The sequence below is a fragment of the Geodermatophilus sp. URMC 62 genome (assembly GCF_052931475.1).
In genome coordinates this window covers 3694043-3709822 of the sequence record NZ_JBRFHY010000001.1, presented here as the reverse complement: position 1 = coordinate 3709822, position 15780 = coordinate 3694043, and the positions used below count along the sequence as shown (strand labels likewise).

The window sequence follows — 15780 nt, the reverse complement described above, 5'->3', positions numbered from 1 at the left end:
CGTCCCGGGAGCTCCCCGCCCATCCCAGGGAGCACCCGATGAACGCCCACCCCTCCCCCGCGGACGCACGCGACCACCGCCCGGTCGAGTCGCTGCCGCCCGACGACCACCGCCGGCTCGGACGGGAACTCGACCTGTTCGCCTCCGACCCGCTGCTGCCCGCCGGCATGCCGATCTGGCTGCCGGCCGGGGCGGTCGTCCGCGGGGAGCTCGAGCGCTACGTCCGCGAGGCTGAGCGCGCCGCCGGCTACGCCCACGTCTACTCACCACCGCTGGGCAGGAAGGCCATGTACGAGGTCTCCGGGCACTGGGAGCACTACGCGGAGGCGATGTTCCCGCCGATGGAGGACGGCGGCAGCGGCCCGATCGTGCTGCGCCCGATGAACTGCCCGCACCACGTCGTCGCCTACCGGTCGCGGCCGAGGTCCTGGCGCGAGCTGCCGCTGCGGATCGCCGAGCTCGGCGCGATGTTCCGCGACGAGCCGTCCGGGTCGCTGTCGGGGCTCTCGCGGGTGCGGGCGATGGTCCTCAACGACGCCCACCACTTCTGCGACCCGGCCGACGTCGCCGGCGAGGTCGCGCTCGTCGTGGGCATGGTCGAGGACGCCTACGCCGCCCTGGGCCTGTCCGGGCACTCCTACCGGCTCTCGCTGCGCGGGGACGGGGCCAAGTACGCGGCCGGCGACGCCCAGTGGGACCGGGCCGAGGCGGTGCTCGCGGGGGTGCTCGGCGACCTGCGCGTGCCCTACGAGCCGGTCCGCGGCGAGGGGGCGTTCTACGGCCCGAAGATCGACGTGCAGGTGCCCGGGCGCGGCGGCCGCGTGGAGTCGTTCTCCTCGGTGCAGCTGGACTTCCTGCTCCCGCAGCGGTTCGCCCTGTCCTACGCCGGCCCGGACGGTCCCCGCCGTCCGGTGCTGCTGCACCGGACGGTGCTCTCCAGCATGGAGCGCTGCCTGGCGTTCCTGCTCGAGCAGCACGCCGGCGACCTGCCCGTGTGGCTGGCGCCGGTGCAGGCCGTGGTGCTGCCGGTCGACCCGTCCTCGGCCGCGCAGGCGCGGGCCGTGGCCGAGGTGGCGGACGTGGCCCGGGCCGCCGGCCTGCGCGTCGACGTCGACGACGCGGCCGAGCCGCTCGGTGCGCGGGTCCGCCGGGCCCGGCTCTCCCGGGCCCCCTACCGGCTGGTGGTGGGTGAGCGGGAGTCCGCCGCCGGGCAGGTGGCCGTGGACCTGCGCGACGGCCGCCGGCTCGGCCCGGTGCCCGCGCAGCGGTTCGTCGGGCTGGCCGCCGGGGTCGCCGCGGGCCGCCTGCAGCGGCTGTGGCCGTGACTCCCGGTCCGGGGCCGGCAGGGACACCGGCCGGCCCCGGACGTCCCCCGGCGGCACACTCGCGGCCCGGCCGGCGTTGGTCCGGGCATGACGAGTCGCTGGACCACCGCCGACATCCCCGACCAGACCGGCCGCACCGTCGTGGTCACCGGCGCCACGAGCGGGCTGGGCCTGGCCACCGCCCGCGCGCTGGCGCAGGCCGGCGCCCGCGTCGTGCTCGCCGTCCGCGACCCCGCCCGCGGGGAGGCGGCGGCTGCCGGGCTGCCCGGCGAGGTCGAGGCGCGCCATCTGGACCTGGCCGACCTCGCCTCGGTGCGCACCTTCGCCGACGCCTGGTCCGGCCCGCTCGACGTCCTGGTCAACAACGCCGGGATCATGATGGTGCCGGAGGGCCGCACCGCCGACGGCTTCGAGCTGCAGCTGGGCACCAACCACCTCGGGCACTTCGCGCTGACCAACCTCCTGCTGCCGCACGTCACCGACCGGGTGGTCACCGTCTCCTCGACGGCGCACCGGATGGGCACGATCGACCTCACCGACCTCAACTGGGAGACCCGGCGCTACTCGGCCGAGCGCGCCTACGGCCAGTCCAAGCTGGCCAACCTGCTGTTCACGCTGGAGCTGCAGCGCCGGCTCACCGCCGCCGGCTCGCCGGTGCGCGCGATGGCCGCCCACCCCGGCTGGTCGGCGACGAACCTGCAGGGCCGGACCGAGAACCGGCTCAAGGACGCGGTCATGGCGCTGGGCAACCGGGTGGTCGCCCAGTCCGCCGAGCAGGGGGCGCTGCCCACGCTGTTCGTGGCCACGGCCGACCTGCCCGGCGGGAGCTACGCCGGCCCGGACGGTCCGATGGAGGCCCGCGGGTACCCGACGCTGGTGGGCCGCACCGCCACCGCCAGCGACCTGGACCTGGCCGCCCGGCTCTGGGCGGCGTCGGCCGAGCTCACCGGCGTCGACCTCCCGGCCTCCCTGCCCACCCGGGCCTGAGCACGCTCAGAGGGCCGGCGCCAGCAGCAGGACGGTCGGGACGAGCAGGAGCAGGCCGGCGGCCAGCAGGGCGGCGGCACGGGCGGCGGCCGGCAGCGGGGACGGCGGGGCGAGCAGCCGGACGACGCGCTCGCGCACCGCGGCACCGGCGACGGCGAGCGCCCCGCTGGGCACCTGCCCTCCCCCGGCCGCGCCGGCCGCCGCGACGATCGCCCGCGCCAGCGTGCGCCGCGGCTCGTCCCCGCCCAGGGTGGCCAGCGCGCGGTCGTCGGCGCGCATCTCCACCAGCGCCCGGACGGCGGCGTGCGCGCGGGCGGCCGCGGGCAGCACCGGCAGCGCCGCCTCCCAGGCCACGAACGGCAGCAGGTAGAGGTGGTGGTGCTCGGCCAGGTGCGCCCGCTCGTGCGCGACGACGGCGGCCAGCTGGTCGTCGTCGAGCTCGGCGACCATGCCCGAGGAGAGCACCAGCAGCGGGCGGGCTCCGGGGATGCAGAACGCCACCGGCGCCGGGTGCTCGAGCAGCCGGGCGTCGGGGGCCGCGGCCGAGGGCCGCACCACCAGCTCCAGCAGTGCCCGGTGCCGGCCGCGGGTGCGGGCGGTGCGCACCCACGACAGCGCCAGGACGCCGAGCAGCTCCGCGGCCAGCACCCCGGCCAGCGTCAGCGCGACCCAGTGGTCGCCCCGGACGGTGCCCTCGGAGGGGTCGCCGGTCAGCACCGCCCAGCCGGCCTCGGGCAGCGAGTGCCCCCACGGCGCCAGGCCGTGCACGAGCAGGGCGCCGATGATCGACAGCCCGCCGGCCAGGCCGATCGCCTGCCAGCACACCAGCGCCACGAGGGGGTCGCGCCGCGGCCACCGCGCGCGACCCAGCAGCGCCGGCACCGGCCAGGCCAGCAGCGCGGCGAGGACCCCGAGCGCGGCGGCGGTCGCGGGCAGCACGTCAGCGGGCGTCCGGCGCCGTCCCGTCCAGCAGCTGCCGCAGCAGCCGGGCCTCCTCCGGGTCGACCCCGCCGACGAAGCGGGCCAGCACCGCCTGCCGGTCGCCGGACCGGCCGAGCACCTCGTGCATCAGCTCGGCGGCGTGCTGCTCGCGGCTGGCGGTGGGGCGGAAGCGGCGCGGGCGGGCGTCGTCGTGCTCGACGAAGCCCTTGCCCTCCAGCCGGGACAGCACCGTGTGCACGGTGGTCAGTGCCAGGCCGCGGTCGGCGAGCGCGTCGCGCAGTTCGGCGGCGGCCACGGGCCCGTCGGTCGCCCACAGGTGGTTCATGACCGCCCGCTCCAGGTCGCCCAGCGACGCCATGGCTCCTCCTGCCGATCGGTTTCTACTCAGCGTAGAACGGGCGGGCGCACCAGCGCACGGACCGTGTCGTGCACCTCACCCCAACGTCTTCTACGAGATGTAGAGAAGCCGTTCTACGGAGCGTAGAAAGGAGGCGTCGGGGGCCGCTCCCGACAGGTGAGGAGCAGGTGCCGTGGACGTCCTGGACACGCTGGACATCGCCCGCTGGCAGTTCGGCATCACGACCGTCTACCACTTCCTGATGGTCCCGCTGACCATCGGCCTGGGGATCCTGGTCGCGGTCATGCAGACCCTGTGGCTGCGGACCCGCAAGCCCGAGTGGCTGCGGATGACCCGCTTCTGGGGCAGGGTCTACCTGGTCAACTTCGTCCTCGGCGTGGCCACCGGCCTGGTCCAGGAGTTCCAGTTCGGCCTGGCCTGGAGCGAGTACTCGCGCTTCGTCGGCGACGTCTTCGGCTCGCTGCTGGCCCTCGAGGCGCTGCTGGCCTTCTTCCTCGAGTCGACCTTCCTCGGCCTGTGGATCTTCGGCTGGGGTCGGATCCCGGCGAAGCTGCACCTCGCCGCGCTCTGGGCCGCCGTCGTCGGCTCGATCATCAGCGCCCACTTCATCATCGCGGCCAACTCGTGGATGCAGCACCCGGTCGGCGTCGTCGCCGGGGAGGACGGCCGCCCGCGGCAGGTCGACTTCCTCGCCGTCCTGACCAACAACACCGCCCTGGCCGCCTTCAGCCACGCCGTCGTCGCCGCGCTCATGGTCGCCGGCGCCCTGCTGGTCGGCATCGGCCTGTGGCACCTGCGCCGGCGCACGCTCGCCGGGCGGCCCGCCACCGACGTCGACCACGCCGTGTGGCGCCGCTCGGTCCGCCTCGGCGGGTTCGTCTCGCTGGCGGCGTTCCTCCTCGTCTCCCTCACCGGTGACTGGCAGGGCAAGCTCATGTACGAGCAGCAGCCGCTGAAGATGAGCTCGGCCGAGGCGCTGTGCGAGACCGAGGCGCCGGCCCCGTTCTCGCTGTTCGCCTGGGCCAAGCTCGGCAGCAACGAGTGCGACGACGTGCACAGCTACACCGTCCCGGGCCTGCTCTCCTTCCTCGCGCACAGCGACTTCTCCACCGCCGTCCCGGGCGTCGACGAGCTGCAGGAGCAGTACAGCGAGGTCTACGGCGCCACCTACCCCGACGACCCGTCCTTCGGCGACCGCGCCGGCCGGCCGGTCGACTACACGCCGGTGCTCGCGGCGACCTACTGGAGCTTCCGGTTCATGATCGGCATGGGCGCGGTGTCGGCCGGGGTGGCGGCCTACGCGCTGTGGTCGACCCGCCGCGGCCGGGTGCCGACGTCGCGGATCGGCGTGTACGGCTCGCTGCTGGCCGTGGGTGCGCCGTTCGTGGCCAACGCGGCCGGGTGGGTGTTCACCGAGATGGGCCGCCAGCCCTTCGTCGTCCACCCCAACCCGGACGTGCCGGTCGGCGAGCAGGTGTGGTTCTTCACCGCCCAGGCCGTCTCCCCCGGCATCAGCGCCGCCGAGGTGTGGACCTCGCTGGTCGGCCTCGGCCTGCTCTACGGCGCGCTCGCGGTGGTCGAGCTCCTCCTCGTCACCCGGCTGGTCCGCCGCGGCGTCACCACGGGCGACACCACCCCGACGCCGCCCGCGGTGGGCAGCTCCCGCCGGGACGACGACGACCGTGCCGACGACGACCGTGCCGACGACGACGTCCTCTCCTTCGCGTACTGACCGGAGTGCCTGACATGGACCTGCAGATCCTGTGGTTCGCCGCCGTCGCGGTGCTGTGGACCGGCTTCCTGCTGCTGGAGGGCTTCGACTTCGGTGTCGCGGCGCTGCTGCCGGTGCTCGGCCGCCGAGGGGCGGACGGCACCGCCGACCGGCACCTGATGCTCCGCACCATCGGCCCGGTCTGGGACGGCAACGAGGTCTGGCTGATCACCGCCACCGGCGCGGTCTTCGCCGCCTTCCCCGGCTGGTACGCCACCTGGCTGCCGGCGCTGTACCTGCCCTTCGTCGTCGTGCTGCTCGGCCTGATCGTGCGGGCGGTGGCCTTCGAGTGGCGGCACCAGTCGCACGACCCGCGGTGGGACGCCGCCTGGACCCGCGTCATCACCGGCGGCTCGCTGGTCGCGGCGGCCGGCATCGGCGCGGCGCTGGGCGCCACCACGCTCGGCCTGCCGATCGACGGCTCCGGCACCCGGGTCGGCGGCGCCCTCGCCGGGCTGGGCTGGTCGTCGCTGCTGGGCGCGGTCGCCGTCGTCGCCTACTCGCTGGTGCACGGCGCGCTGTTCCTGGCGCTGAAGACCGACGGGCCGCTGCGGCTGCGGGCGCGGGCGTTCGCGCTGCGCTGGTCGCCGGTCGGCGCGCTGCCGCTGCTGGCCTGGGCGGGGCTGGTCCAGCTGCGTTCGGGCACCGTGCTCACCGCGGTGCTGTGGCTCATCGCCGCGCTGGCCGTCGTCGTCACCTGGACCCGGGTGCGGCTCGACCGCGAGGGGCAGGCCTTCGCCGGCTGGGCCACCGTGCTGCTCGCCTCGGCGGCGACGCTGTTCGGCGCGGCCTACCCGGTGGTGGTGCCCTCCACCGTCGACGCGGCCTTCGACGTCACCATCGCCGACGCCTCGGTCAGCGACTACACGCTCACCGTGATGACGTGGGTGGCCGGCATCGGCCTGCCGGTGGTGCTCGCCTACCAGGCCTGGACCTACTGGGTCTTCCGCCGGCGGCTGACCGCCGAGCCGCAGCACCGGACGGTGGCCGCGTGACCTCCCGGGGTCCGCTCGCCCCGCTGGCCGGGGTGCCGGGGCTGCCCGGCGCGCTGGCCCGGGCAGCGCTGGCCGCCCTCGGCTCGACCGCGGGACTGGTGCTGCTCGCCGCCGGGCTGGCGCACGCGGTCGCCCGCGCCGCCGGCGCCGACGGCGCGCCGCTGCCGCCGCTCGCCGTGGCCGCCGGCGGCGCCGCGCTGCGGGCGCTGGCCGGCACCCTCGGCGACCTGGCCGCCGACCGCGACGCCCGCCGCGCCGAGGACGGGCTGCGCCGCGCCCTGCTCGGCCGGCTGGCCGCCTCCCCGGCCGCGGTCGCCGCCGCCGGTGGACCGGCCCCCGCGGCGGTGCTGGCCACCACCCGGCTGGCCGACCTCGCGCCGGGCCTGGCCGCCTACCTGCCGGCGCTGGCGCAGACGCTCGTCGTCCCGCCGGTGCTGCTGGTCGTCCTCGCCGCCACCGACCTGCTCTCGGCCGGCCTCGTCGCGCTCACGCTGCCGCTGGTGCCGCTGTTCCTGGCGTTGGTCGGGCTGGCCACCCGCGACGGCACCGCCGGCGCCGCCCGGGCGCTGGACCGGCTGGCCGCGCACGTCGCCGAGCTCGTCCGCGGGCTGCCGGTGCTGACCGGCCTCGGCCGGGCCGCCGACCAGGTGGCCGCGCTCGCCGAGCTGGGCGAGGTCTCGCGCCGGCGCACCCTGGCCACCCTGCGGCTGGCGTTCGTCTCGGCGCTGGTGCTCGAGCTGGTGGCCACGCTGTCGGTCGCGCTGGTCGCGGTCACCGTCGGCCTGCGGCTGGTGCACGGCGACCTCGACCTCGCCGTCGGGCTGACCGCCCTGCTGCTCGCGCCGGAGGCGTTCGCCCCGCTGCGCGCCCTGGGCGCGGCGCACCACGCCGACGAGGCCGCCACGCTGGCCGCCGCCGAGGCGCGGGCCGTGCTGGCCGCGCCGGTCACCCCGCCCGCCCCGGCCGGCGACGGCGACGACCCGCGTGGCGCCGACGTCGCCGTCACCGGGCTGAGCGTGCGGCACCCTGGCCGGGCGCTGCCCGCGCTGCCGCCGGTGGACCTGGCGCTGCGGCCCGGCGAGTTCGTCGTGCTGCGCGGCGCCAGCGGCTCGGGCAAGTCGACCTTGCTGGCCGCGCTCACCGGCGCCCTGGACCCGGCCGCGGCGGTCACCGGGACCTTGACCGGCGTGCCCGCCGGCGGGGTGGCGCTGGTGCCGCAGCACCCCCGGACGACGGCGCCCACCGTGGCCGACGAGCTGCGCCGGCACGCCGCACCGGCACCCGTCGTCGACGCCGTGGCGGCCGGGGCCTACGTGGCCGAGGCGCTGGCCCGGGTCGGCGGGAGCGGGCTCGCCGGCCGCGACTGCACCACCCTCTCCCCCGGCGAGCTGCAGCGGGTCGCGGTCGCGCGGGCGCTGGTGCGGGTCCGCCGGGGCGCCTCGCTGCTGCTGCTCGACGAGCCCACCGCGCACCTCGACGCCGCCTCGGCCGCCCGCGTGGCCGCCGTCCTCGCCGACCTGCGCGGCTCGGTCACGGTCCTGCTGGTCACCCACGACCCGGCCCCGGCCGCGCTGGCCGACCGCACCGTCGACCTCCCCGGCCCCGCCGTCCCCACCTCCTCCCCCGCGAGATCTGCACAGTGGTCGCCATCAGCGGCTGATGACCGCCACTGTGCAGATCTCGCGGTCACCGGCGGGGCGACGGCGGGCGCGACGACACCTGCGGTGGCCCCCGCGTCGACGGCGGGGCTCGGGTGGCCGCGGCGGGCGCTGGCGCGCGCGGTCGCGGCGGGGACGGCGTCGGCCGGCGCGGGGGTCGCGCTCACCGCCGTGAGCGGCTGGCTGATCGTGCGCGCCGCGGAGATGCCGCCGATCCTCACGCTGATGGTCGCCATCGTCGGCGTCCGGGCGTTCGGCCTGGGCCGCGCCGGGCTGCGCTGGGTCGAGCGGCTGGCCGCGCACGACGCCGCCCTGCGCACCGCCGCCGACCTGCGGCTGCGCGTCTGGCGGGCGCTGGCCGCGCAGGGCGTCGCGGCCGACCGGACGCCGGGCAGCGCGCTGGCCCGCGTGGTCGGCGACGTCGGCCTGGTGCAGGACCTCTCCGTGCGCGTCGTCCCACCGGCGCTGGTGGCGGCCGCCGTGCCCGCGCTCACCGTCGCCGCGCTCGCCCTGCTCTCCCCGGCCGCGGCGGCGGCCGTCGCCGCGGTGCTGGCGGTCACCGCCGCACTGGTGCTGCTGGTGCACCGCCGGGTCGACGCCGGGGCCGCCCGCGCCGAGGGCGCGCTGCGGGTGGGCGCGTTGCGGGACGTCACCACCGCGCTCGAGGGAGCGGCCGACCTGCGGGCGCACGGCCTGGCCGCGGCCACCGCCGCCGACCTCGCGGCGGCGGCCGGCCGCCGCGCCTCCGTCGCGACCACCGGCGCCCGCGCCGGCGCGCTGGGCACCGGGCTGGTCGTGCTCGGCACCGGGCTGGCCGCCGTCCTCGCCACGGCGATCGGGACGGCGAGCGGCCTCGGCGGCCCGGGGGTCGCGGTGCTCGGGCTGGCGCCGCTGGCCCTGGCCGAGCCGCTGACCGGGCTGGTGTCCGCACTGCAGCGGCGCGGGGCCCTCGCCGACGCCCGCGCCCGCCTCCACGCCGTCCTCACCGCCCCGGTGCCGGCCGACCCGGCCGACCCGCTACCCCTCCCGGGGCCGGTTCGGGAGGTCGCCGTCGCCGACCTCACCGCCGGCTGGCCGGGTGGACCCGACGTGCTGCGCGGCCTGACCGCGCGGGCGAGGGCGGACGGCGGCTGGCTCGTGGTCCGCGGACCGTCGGGCGTGGGCAAGTCGACGTTCCTCGCCGTGCTGCTGGCCGCCCTGCGCCCCCGCGGCGGGCGCTACGTGCTCGGCGGAGTCGACACCGCCCGGCTGAGCGGCGACGCCGTCCGCGCCCGCACCGCCTGGCTGCCGCAGGACGCGCACGTGTTCGCCTCCACCGTGCGCGCCAACCTGGCGCTGGCCGCGCCGCGCGGGACGCTGGCCGGTCCGGACGGCGAGGCACGGATGACCGCCGCGCTCACCGCCGCGGGCCTGGGCCCGCTGCTGGCCGGCCTGCCCGACGGGCTCGACACCCCGGTCGGTGCCGGGGGCACGGCGCTGTCGGGCGGTGAGCGGCGGCGGCTGGCCGCGGCCCGGGCGCTGCTGGCCGACCGGGACGTCGTCCTGCTCGACGAGCCGACCGCGCACCTCGACCCGCCCACCGCCGCGGCGCTCGTGCGGGACCTGCGCGCGGCGCTGGCCGGCCGGGTGGTCGTCTGCGTGACCCACGACGACGGGCTCGAGCAGCCCGGCGACACCGTCGTCCGGCTGGGAGCCGGGGAGCCCGCGCTGGCCGCCTGAGCTCACGCGGCCGCGGCCCGCGGGCGCACTGGACCGCCGGGGGCCACCCGCAGCACCTCGTAGCCAGGGCAGGCGGGCAGCCGCGGGTCGACGACCAGGGGCACCCCCGCCGGGTCCCCCAGCAGGCCCTGCTCGACCACGTCAGGCCCGAGCTGCGCACGCAGCCGGTCGTGCAGCTCCGGCCGCAGGCGGATCTCCCGGGGCGGCGCCGTGCCGGGGGCCCAGGCGACGGCGAGCAGGTCACCGGCGAGATCGGGCCGGGCCCGGTGCCCGCGCGGGACGGTGCGGTCGGTCGGGACGAGAGCGGCGGCGGTGGCCATGGCGAGCCTCCTGGGCGGATCCCCGTGCTCTGAGAACGCCGGGGACTACGAGGTCGTGCCTACACCGGAGGACCGACGGTCCCGGCCTGATACCGGGGGGCGCGAACCCGCCACCGGCGCCGGCCGGGGACCCGCGCCGGCGGCCGGTGCGGCCGGCCTAGCCGTCGTCCCCCGGGGCGGCCGGCAGCACGACCACGCCGTCCCGGTCGGCGCACAGCCACTCGCCCTCGCGGAAGGCCACGCCGGCGAACAGGACCGGCAGCCCGGCCTGACCGGAGTGCAGCCCCCGCACGCTGCGCCGCGGGTGGGTGGCCAGCGCGCGGACGCCGATGGGCTGGGCGTCGATCTCGTCGGCGTCGCGCACCGCGCCGTTGACCACCACGCCGGCCCAGCCGTTCTCCGCGGCAGCCACGGCGAGGTTGCCGCCCAGGAGCGCGCAGCGCAGCGAGCCCCCGCCGTCGACGACGAGCACCCGCCCCTCCCCCGGTCGCTGCACCGCCTCGCGGACCAGGGCGTTGTCCTCGAAGACCTTGAGCGTGGCGATCGTGCCGCTGAACCCCGGGCGGCCGCCGAAGGACCGGAACACCGGGTCGCAGACCTGCGCCTCCGGGTGGGCGTCGCACACGTCGGTGGTGGCGAGGTGGGTGGGGGTCATCGGCTCTCCTCGGGGGTCGGCAGCGGACCGGGGAGCGGGCCGGGGCTCACGCCCACCCCTCCACGCAGTGCCCGACCAGCACCCGGCCGACCGTGTCGACCTCGCTGCCGGGGACGACGGTGCGCTCGGCCACCCGCCGCCAGGCGGCCGCGTGCGGGGTCCGGTGGTAGGCGTCGAGCGCCGCGTCGTCGGCGTAGAGCTCGGAGAGGACGAAGGAGTCGGGCCGGCCGGCCACCTGGCAGACCTCGAAGCGCAGGCACCCGGGCTCGTCCCGCACCGACGCCTCCGCGGTGGCCGAGGCGCCGGTCAGGAACTCCTCACGGCACCCGGTCAGGACCTGCACCTGCACGACCAGGCTGAACACGGCCTCCCCTCTCCGTCGCCGCCGAGGTTATAAGCTGTCGCCGGACGTGGCCAGCGGTTGAGGGAAACCGCAGGCCAGTCGGGTGCCGTCGTTGCAGGAAGGATGCCGCCGTGGCCGGTGAGGAGGGTCTGGCGACCAAGAGCCAGCGCGCCTACGAGCGGGTCCGGGAGATGGTGCTGTCCGGGGAGCTGGCGCCCGGCTCGGTCCTCAACCAGGCCGCCCTCGCCCACCGGCTGGGGGTGAGCACCACGCCGCTGCGTGAGGCGCTGCGGCTGCTCAAGCAGCAGGGCCTGGTCGAGCTCGACGCCCACCGCGACGCCCGGGTGACACCGCTGGACGCCGCGGAGGCCCGCGACCTGCTGGAGCTGCGCCAGAGCCTGGACCCGCTGGCCGCCGGCCTGGCCGCCCAGCGCCGCACCGTCGAGGACCTCGAGCGGATGCGCGCGGCGCTGGCCTCGCTCTCCGCCCTGCGCGCGGACGCCTCGGCCGCCCAGCTGGCCGGTCACCGCACCTTCCACGCCGCCGTCTACCGGGCGTCGCACAACGCCGTCCTGGTCGAGGCGCTCGACGGGCTGTGGGACAAGACCGACCGCTACCGCCGGCACGCGCTCGCCGCCGGGCGCAGCGAGGAGGAGGTCGAGCAGCGCGCCGAGGAGCACCGCGCGCTGCTGGCGGCGGTCTCCGACCGGGACGCCGAGGCGGCCGCGGCGATCATGCGCGCCCACGTCGAGACCAGTCTGGGCGCCCGCTCGGCCGACCGGCTCGCGCACGAGCAGGGCCGAGGGCACCGGCCGCCCGAACCGCACCGGGACCGGCAGGTCGCCGGAGGGGGTCGACGGTGAGCGGCGGGGGCCGCCGGGCCCTGGCGGTGCTGCTCGCCCACTCGGTGCTCACCCAGGTGGTCACCTTCGTGCTCCGGCCGGCCTCGGCCTACCGGGCGCTCGAGCTCGACGTGCCGGCGGCCTGGCTGGGTGCGCTGACCGCGTCCTTCGCCGTCGTCCCGCTGCTGCTGGCCGTGCCCTCGGGCCAGGCCACCGACCGCTTCGGCGAGCGCCGGGTGCTGCTGGCCGGGGCGGTCCTCGTGCTGGCGTCCGCGCTGCTGTTCGCCACCGGGCGCGGCGGCGCCGCCGGGCTGGTGGCGGCCAGCGTGGTGCTGGGCACCGGGCACCTGCTGTCCGTGGTCGGCCAGCAGGCGGCGGTGGCCAACGCCGCGGGGCCGGGCCGGTTCGACACCGCGTTCGGCCACTACACCTTCGCCGCGTCCCTGGGCCAGGCGCTCGGCCCGGCGCTGATCACCGCGGTCGGCGGGGCGGGCACGATCCCCGACACGCGGCCGGTCTTCGTCGTCGCGGTGGCCCTCGGCGGCGCGCTGCTGGTCTGCACCGTCCTGCTCCGGCTGCCGCACCGCGAGCGGGCTGCGGGAGCCGCGGAGAGCGGCGGCATGGGCACGCTGCTGCGGCTGCCCGGGCTGGTCCGGGCGCTGACGATCAGCTGCATCGTGCTCGCGGCGGTCGACATCACGCTGGTCTACCTGCCGGCGCTGGGCGCCGACCGCGGCCTGGCCGCCGGGCTGGTGGGCCTGCTGCTGACCCTGCGCGCGGTCGCGTCGATGACCTCGCGCTTCTTCCTCGGCCGGCTGGTGCGGCTGCTCGGCCGCAGGAGGCTGATGCTCACCAGCGTCCTGCTGTCGGCGGCCGCGATGGCGGCCGTCGCCGTCCCGGCGCCGCCCGCGGTGCTCGCGGTCCTGGTCGTCCTGCTGGGACTGGGGCTGGGCGTGGGGCAGCCACTGACCATGTCGTGGCTCGCCGAGGTGGCTCCCGCGGGGCTGCGCGGCCGGGCGATGTCGCTGCGGCTGACCGGCAACCGGCTGGGGCAGGTGCTCATCCCGACCACCGTGGGCCTGCTGGCCGCCGGCGTCGGCTCGGCCGGGGTGCTGTGGGCGACCGCCGGGGCGCTCGCCGTCGCCGGCGCCGCGGCCCGCCGGCTGGCGGTCGACGGCGGCTCCGGGGTCTGACACCGGCGCGTGCGCAGCGATGAGTTCGCCGGCGCCTCCGGGTCCACACCCCGACCGCGACGACCGACGCACCGGGAGCAGGACATGGGCCTCATCCACATCGAGCTGTTCGCGACCCTCGACCTCGTCGGGCAGGCGCCCGGCGGGCCCGAGGAGGACCCGGCGGGCGGGTTCCCGTTCGGCGGCTGGCAGGCGCCCCTCCTGGACGAGGTCTCCGGGGCGCAGGTCGGTGCCGCCTACGAGGACACCGACGCCCTCCTGCTCGGCCGGCGGACCTACGACGTCTTCGCCGCCTTCTGGCCGCACCAGGAGGGCGGCCAGGACGACGACATCGCGACGCTGTTCAACCGCGTGCCGAAGTACGTGGCCTCCCGTGGCCGGCCCGACCTCTCCTGGGCCGGGTCCACGCAGCTCGGCCCGGACCTGGCCGGCGCGGTGCGCGAGATCCGGGACCGGCACGAGCACGTGAAGGTCGTCGGGAGCCTGGACCTGGTGCAGACCCTCCTGCGCGAGCAGCTCTTCGACCGCCTCGACCTCTGGGTGCACCCGATCGTGCTCGGCGTCGGCAAGAAGGTGTTCGACGGTGGCGCGGTGCCCACCAACCTCACGCTCCTCGAGCCGCCGGTGGCCAGCGGGAAGGGCACCGTGTACCTGCGCTACGGGCTCGCCGAGGGCACGCCCGGCACGGGCGACATGGCCGCACCCGACCGCGGCGCCGGCCGCGACGGCTGACCCCTCCCCGGACCCGGGCCGCGGCCGCGCACCCGCGGTCCGGGTGGCGACCGGAGGATCAGCGCCCGGCGACCCGCTCCACCACGGCGGCGGTGAGGTCCTCGGTCGAGGCGGTGCCCCCGAGGTCGCGGGTGGCCACCCCGTCGCGGACGGCGGCGCGCACGCCCTCCTCGACGCGCACCGCGGCCTCGACCGCCCGGTCGTCGCCGTGCCGCCGGCCCAGCCAGTCCAGCAGCATGCCCGCCGAGAGGATCATCGCGACCGGGTTCGCCAGCCCCCTCCCGGCGATGTCGGGCGCGGACCCGTGCGCGGCCTGGGCCATGCAGCGGTCGTCGGAGGCGTTGACCGACGGGGCGGTCCCGAGGGAACCGGCCAGCTCACCGGCCAGGTCGGAGAGGATGTCGCCGAACATGTTCTCCGCCACGACCACGTCGAAGGCAGACGCCCGGCGCAGCAGGTGCACCGTCATCACGTCGATGTGGACGTCGTCGACCGCGACGTCGGGGTAGCGCTGCGCCACCTCCAGGCACACCCGCGTGAACAGCCCGGAGCTCAGCTGCAGCACGTTCGCCTTGTGGACGATCGTCACCCTCCGGCGGCGGCGGCGGGCGAGCTCGAAGGCCGCGCGGGCGATCCGCTCGACCGCTCGCCGGGTGAAGACCCCCATCGCGATGGCGACGTCGGGTGAGGGCATGAACTCGCCGGTGCCGGCGTGGGTGTTGCGGTCGGCGTAGAAGCCCTCGGTGTTCTCCCGGACGATCACCAGGTCGGTGTCCGGCGCGATCGCCGTCCCGCCGCCGAGACCCCGGGCCGGGCGGACGTTGGCGTACAGGTCGAAGTGCTTGCGGATGGCCCCGCTCGGGTTGAGCTGCGACCGGAAGGGCTCCGGGTAGGCGGCGCTGTCGTGCGGCCCCAGCAGCCAGCCGTCCAGTTCGGCCAGCGCCTCCAGGGTGCTGCCGGGGATGGCGCTGCCGTGCGTGTCGATGGCCGAGGCGCCCAGCGGCAGCTCCTGCCACTCGACCGGCGCGGCGCCGACGACGGCCAGTGCGGCGTCGACGACGCGGACCGCGGCGGGGACGATCTCCGGCCCGATGCCGTCGCCCAGCATCAGGCCGAGGCGGTAGGAGGCCGGCGGGGTGGGTGCCGCTGGGGTGCTCATGCCGGCGTCGCTCCCCGGTCGGCGTCGGACAGGTGCTCGACCGTCTCGCCGGTGGCGGTGATCGTGCGGGTGACGTCGCGGCCGCCGTAGACCCAGTAGATGGTCATCGACCCCTCGCCGCGGTTGCGGAAGCAGTGGGGGACCCCGGCCGGCACCCAGGTGGCCTGGCCGGCGACGAGGTCGAACTCCTCGTCGCCGACGACCGCGGTGGCCTCGCCCGCGAACACCAGCACCGTCTCCTCGACGTCGTGCGAGTGCAGGGGGATGCCGGTGCCCGGCGAGAAGACGGTCATGCCGGTGGTGACCCGGTTGTCCGCGCAGTTCCACCTCCCCACGAAGGGGACGGTGACGACGCCGTTGCCGCGGTCGAAGCGCTCGATGTCCTCCGGGCGCAGCACCATCGACGGCGCGGCCGGCTGCCCCCGCCCGGCGCTCACGACGCCTCTCCGGCGGCGTGGCTGACCAGCAGTGTCCCCGGCGTGTTGTGCTGGGCGGCGACCACCCGCTCGGCGACGACCCGCCACTCCTGGAAGTGCGGCGCGGCCTTGTGCGCGGCGAACGCCTCGGCGTCGGCGTAGAGCTCGTAGAGGACGAAGCGGTTCTCGTCCCCCTCGACCGAGCACACGTCGAACCGCAGGCAGCCGGGTTCGTCGCGCACCGCCGCCTCCGCGTTGGCCGTCATGCCGGCGAGGAACTCCTCCCGCCGGCCGGGCCGCACCTCCATCTGCACCACCAGGCTGAACACCGTCGTCCTCTCTGCACCCTCCGTTGTATGCGCTAT

16 protein-coding genes are annotated in these 15780 nt (G+C 77.1%); 8 read left to right on the top strand and 8 right to left on the bottom strand.

All coding sequences use genetic code 11. The features are described from left to right. Positions 1–38: 38 nt before the first annotated feature. Both thrS and ACU616_RS18040 read left to right on the top strand, forming a co-directional pair. Positions 39–1325 carry a threonine--tRNA ligase gene (thrS, locus tag ACU616_RS18045; RefSeq protein ID WP_446759805.1) on the top strand — a complete coding sequence of 429 codons (1287 nt, stop codon included), beginning with the start codon at positions 39–41 and terminating at the stop codon, positions 1323–1325. Positions 1326–1412: 87 nt separating this feature from the next. Beyond that, positions 1413–2312: an oxidoreductase gene (locus tag ACU616_RS18040; RefSeq protein ID WP_446759804.1), complete on the top strand. Its 900-nt coding sequence runs from the start codon at positions 1413–1415 to the stop codon at positions 2310–2312. A 6-nt stretch (positions 2313–2318) separates the two neighbouring features. Here the strand turns inward: ACU616_RS18040 and ACU616_RS18035 are convergent, their stop codons facing one another. Further along, the gene (locus tag ACU616_RS18035; RefSeq protein ID WP_446759803.1) at positions 2319–3251 is read right to left on the bottom strand and encodes a M56 family metallopeptidase; all 933 of its coding nucleotides are present in this window, start codon (positions 3249–3251) and stop codon (positions 2319–2321) included. Position 3252: 1 nt separating this feature from the next. After that, the gene (locus ACU616_RS18030; protein WP_446759802.1) at positions 3253–3612 is read right to left on the bottom strand and encodes a BlaI/MecI/CopY family transcriptional regulator; all 360 of its coding nucleotides are present in this window, start codon (positions 3610–3612) and stop codon (positions 3253–3255) included. A gap of 172 nt (positions 3613–3784) precedes the next feature. Here ACU616_RS18030 and ACU616_RS18025 point away from each other — a divergent pair, with 172 nt between their 5' ends. Genes ACU616_RS18025 through cydC form a run of 3 tightly spaced genes read left to right on the top strand, consistent with a single transcriptional unit; the run spans position 3785 to position 9755 of the window. After that, complete coding sequence (locus ACU616_RS18025; protein WP_446759801.1) at positions 3785–5344, top strand: cytochrome ubiquinol oxidase subunit I; 1560 nt, start codon at positions 3785–3787, stop codon at positions 5342–5344. A 14-nt stretch (positions 5345–5358) separates the two neighbouring features. Then, the gene (cydB, locus tag ACU616_RS18020) at positions 5359–6378 is read left to right on the top strand and encodes a cytochrome d ubiquinol oxidase subunit II (protein ID WP_446759800.1); all 1020 of its coding nucleotides are present in this window, start codon (positions 5359–5361) and stop codon (positions 6376–6378) included. Continuing rightward, on the top strand, positions 6375–9755 hold the full coding sequence (cydC, locus tag ACU616_RS18015; protein ID WP_446759799.1) for a thiol reductant ABC exporter subunit CydC: 3381 nt from the start codon (positions 6375–6377) through the stop codon (positions 9753–9755). Before cydB ends, cydC begins: the two co-directional genes overlap by 4 nt. Positions 9756–9757: 2 nt before the next feature. Here cydC and ACU616_RS18010 read toward each other — a convergent pair whose 3' ends face one another. The 3 genes from ACU616_RS18010 to ACU616_RS18000 all read right to left on the bottom strand — a co-directional run bounded on the left by ACU616_RS18010 (position 9758) and on the right by ACU616_RS18000 (position 11094). Continuing rightward, entirely contained in the window at positions 9758–10075 is a 318-nt protein-coding gene (locus ACU616_RS18010) for a hypothetical protein (protein WP_446759798.1), read from the bottom strand. Positions 10076–10232: 157 nt separating this feature from the next. Further along, the gene (rraA, locus tag ACU616_RS18005) at positions 10233–10730 is read right to left on the bottom strand and encodes a ribonuclease E activity regulator RraA (RefSeq protein ID WP_446759797.1); all 498 of its coding nucleotides are present in this window, start codon (positions 10728–10730) and stop codon (positions 10233–10235) included. A 46-nt stretch (positions 10731–10776) separates the two neighbouring features. Beyond that, complete coding sequence (locus ACU616_RS18000; protein WP_446759796.1) at positions 10777–11094, bottom strand: putative quinol monooxygenase; 318 nt, start codon at positions 11092–11094, stop codon at positions 10777–10779. Positions 11095–11204: 110 nt separating this feature from the next. On the opposite strand from ACU616_RS18000, the gene ACU616_RS17995 reads away from it, so the two are divergent. From ACU616_RS17995 to ACU616_RS17985, 3 genes are all read left to right on the top strand, one after another. Next, positions 11205–11936, top strand: coding sequence for a GntR family transcriptional regulator (locus tag ACU616_RS17995; RefSeq protein WP_446759795.1), 732 nt, complete (start codon positions 11205–11207; stop codon positions 11934–11936). After that, positions 11933–13108, top strand: coding sequence for an MFS transporter (locus ACU616_RS17990; RefSeq protein ID WP_446759794.1), 1176 nt, complete (start codon positions 11933–11935; stop codon positions 13106–13108). Before ACU616_RS17995 ends, ACU616_RS17990 begins: the two co-directional genes overlap by 4 nt. Positions 13109–13192: 84 nt before the next feature. After that, positions 13193–13840, top strand: coding sequence for a dihydrofolate reductase family protein (locus ACU616_RS17985; RefSeq protein ID WP_446759793.1), 648 nt, complete (start codon positions 13193–13195; stop codon positions 13838–13840). Between the two features lie 58 nt (positions 13841–13898). On the opposite strand, the gene ACU616_RS17980 is transcribed toward ACU616_RS17985, so the two are convergent. Genes ACU616_RS17980 through ACU616_RS17970 form a run of 3 tightly spaced genes read right to left on the bottom strand, consistent with a single transcriptional unit; the run spans position 13899 to position 15744 of the window. Next, entirely contained in the window at positions 13899–14999 is a 1101-nt protein-coding gene (locus ACU616_RS17980) for an isocitrate/isopropylmalate dehydrogenase family protein (RefSeq protein WP_446759792.1), read from the bottom strand. Further along, a complete protein-coding gene (locus ACU616_RS17975) occupies positions 14996–15436 on the bottom strand; it encodes a cupin domain-containing protein (protein ID WP_446759791.1) in 441 nt (146 codons plus the stop codon). Before ACU616_RS17975 ends, ACU616_RS17980 begins: the two co-directional genes overlap by 4 nt. After that, entirely contained in the window at positions 15433–15744 is a 312-nt protein-coding gene (locus ACU616_RS17970; protein ID WP_446759790.1) for a putative quinol monooxygenase, read from the bottom strand. The genes ACU616_RS17975 and ACU616_RS17970 overlap by 4 nt, the downstream gene beginning before the upstream one ends. Between the last annotated feature and the right edge of the window lie 36 nt (positions 15745–15780).

Bases quoted from the DNA above. Each gene is read 5' to 3' on its own strand.
- thrS (WP_446759805.1), top strand. From the start codon at position 39: ATGAACGCCCACCCCTCCCCCGCGGACGCACGCGACCACCGCCCGGTC.
- ACU616_RS18040 (WP_446759804.1), top strand. From the start codon at position 1,413: ATGACGAGTCGCTGGACCACCGCCGACATCCCCGACCAGACCGGCCGC.
- ACU616_RS18030 (WP_446759802.1), bottom strand. From the start codon at position 3,612: ATGGCGTCGCTGGGCGACCTGGAGCGGGCGGTCATGAACCACCTGTGG.
- cydB (WP_446759800.1), top strand. From the start codon at position 5,359: ATGGACCTGCAGATCCTGTGGTTCGCCGCCGTCGCGGTGCTGTGGACC.
- ACU616_RS18010 (WP_446759798.1), bottom strand. From the start codon at position 10,075: ATGGCCACCGCCGCCGCTCTCGTCCCGACCGACCGCACCGTCCCGCGC.
- rraA (WP_446759797.1), bottom strand. From the start codon at position 10,730: ATGACCCCCACCCACCTCGCCACCACCGACGTGTGCGACGCCCACCCG.
- ACU616_RS17985 (WP_446759793.1), top strand. From the start codon at position 13,193: ATGGGCCTCATCCACATCGAGCTGTTCGCGACCCTCGACCTCGTCGGG.
- ACU616_RS17980 (WP_446759792.1), bottom strand. From the start codon at position 14,999: ATGAGCACCCCAGCGGCACCCACCCCGCCGGCCTCCTACCGCCTCGGC.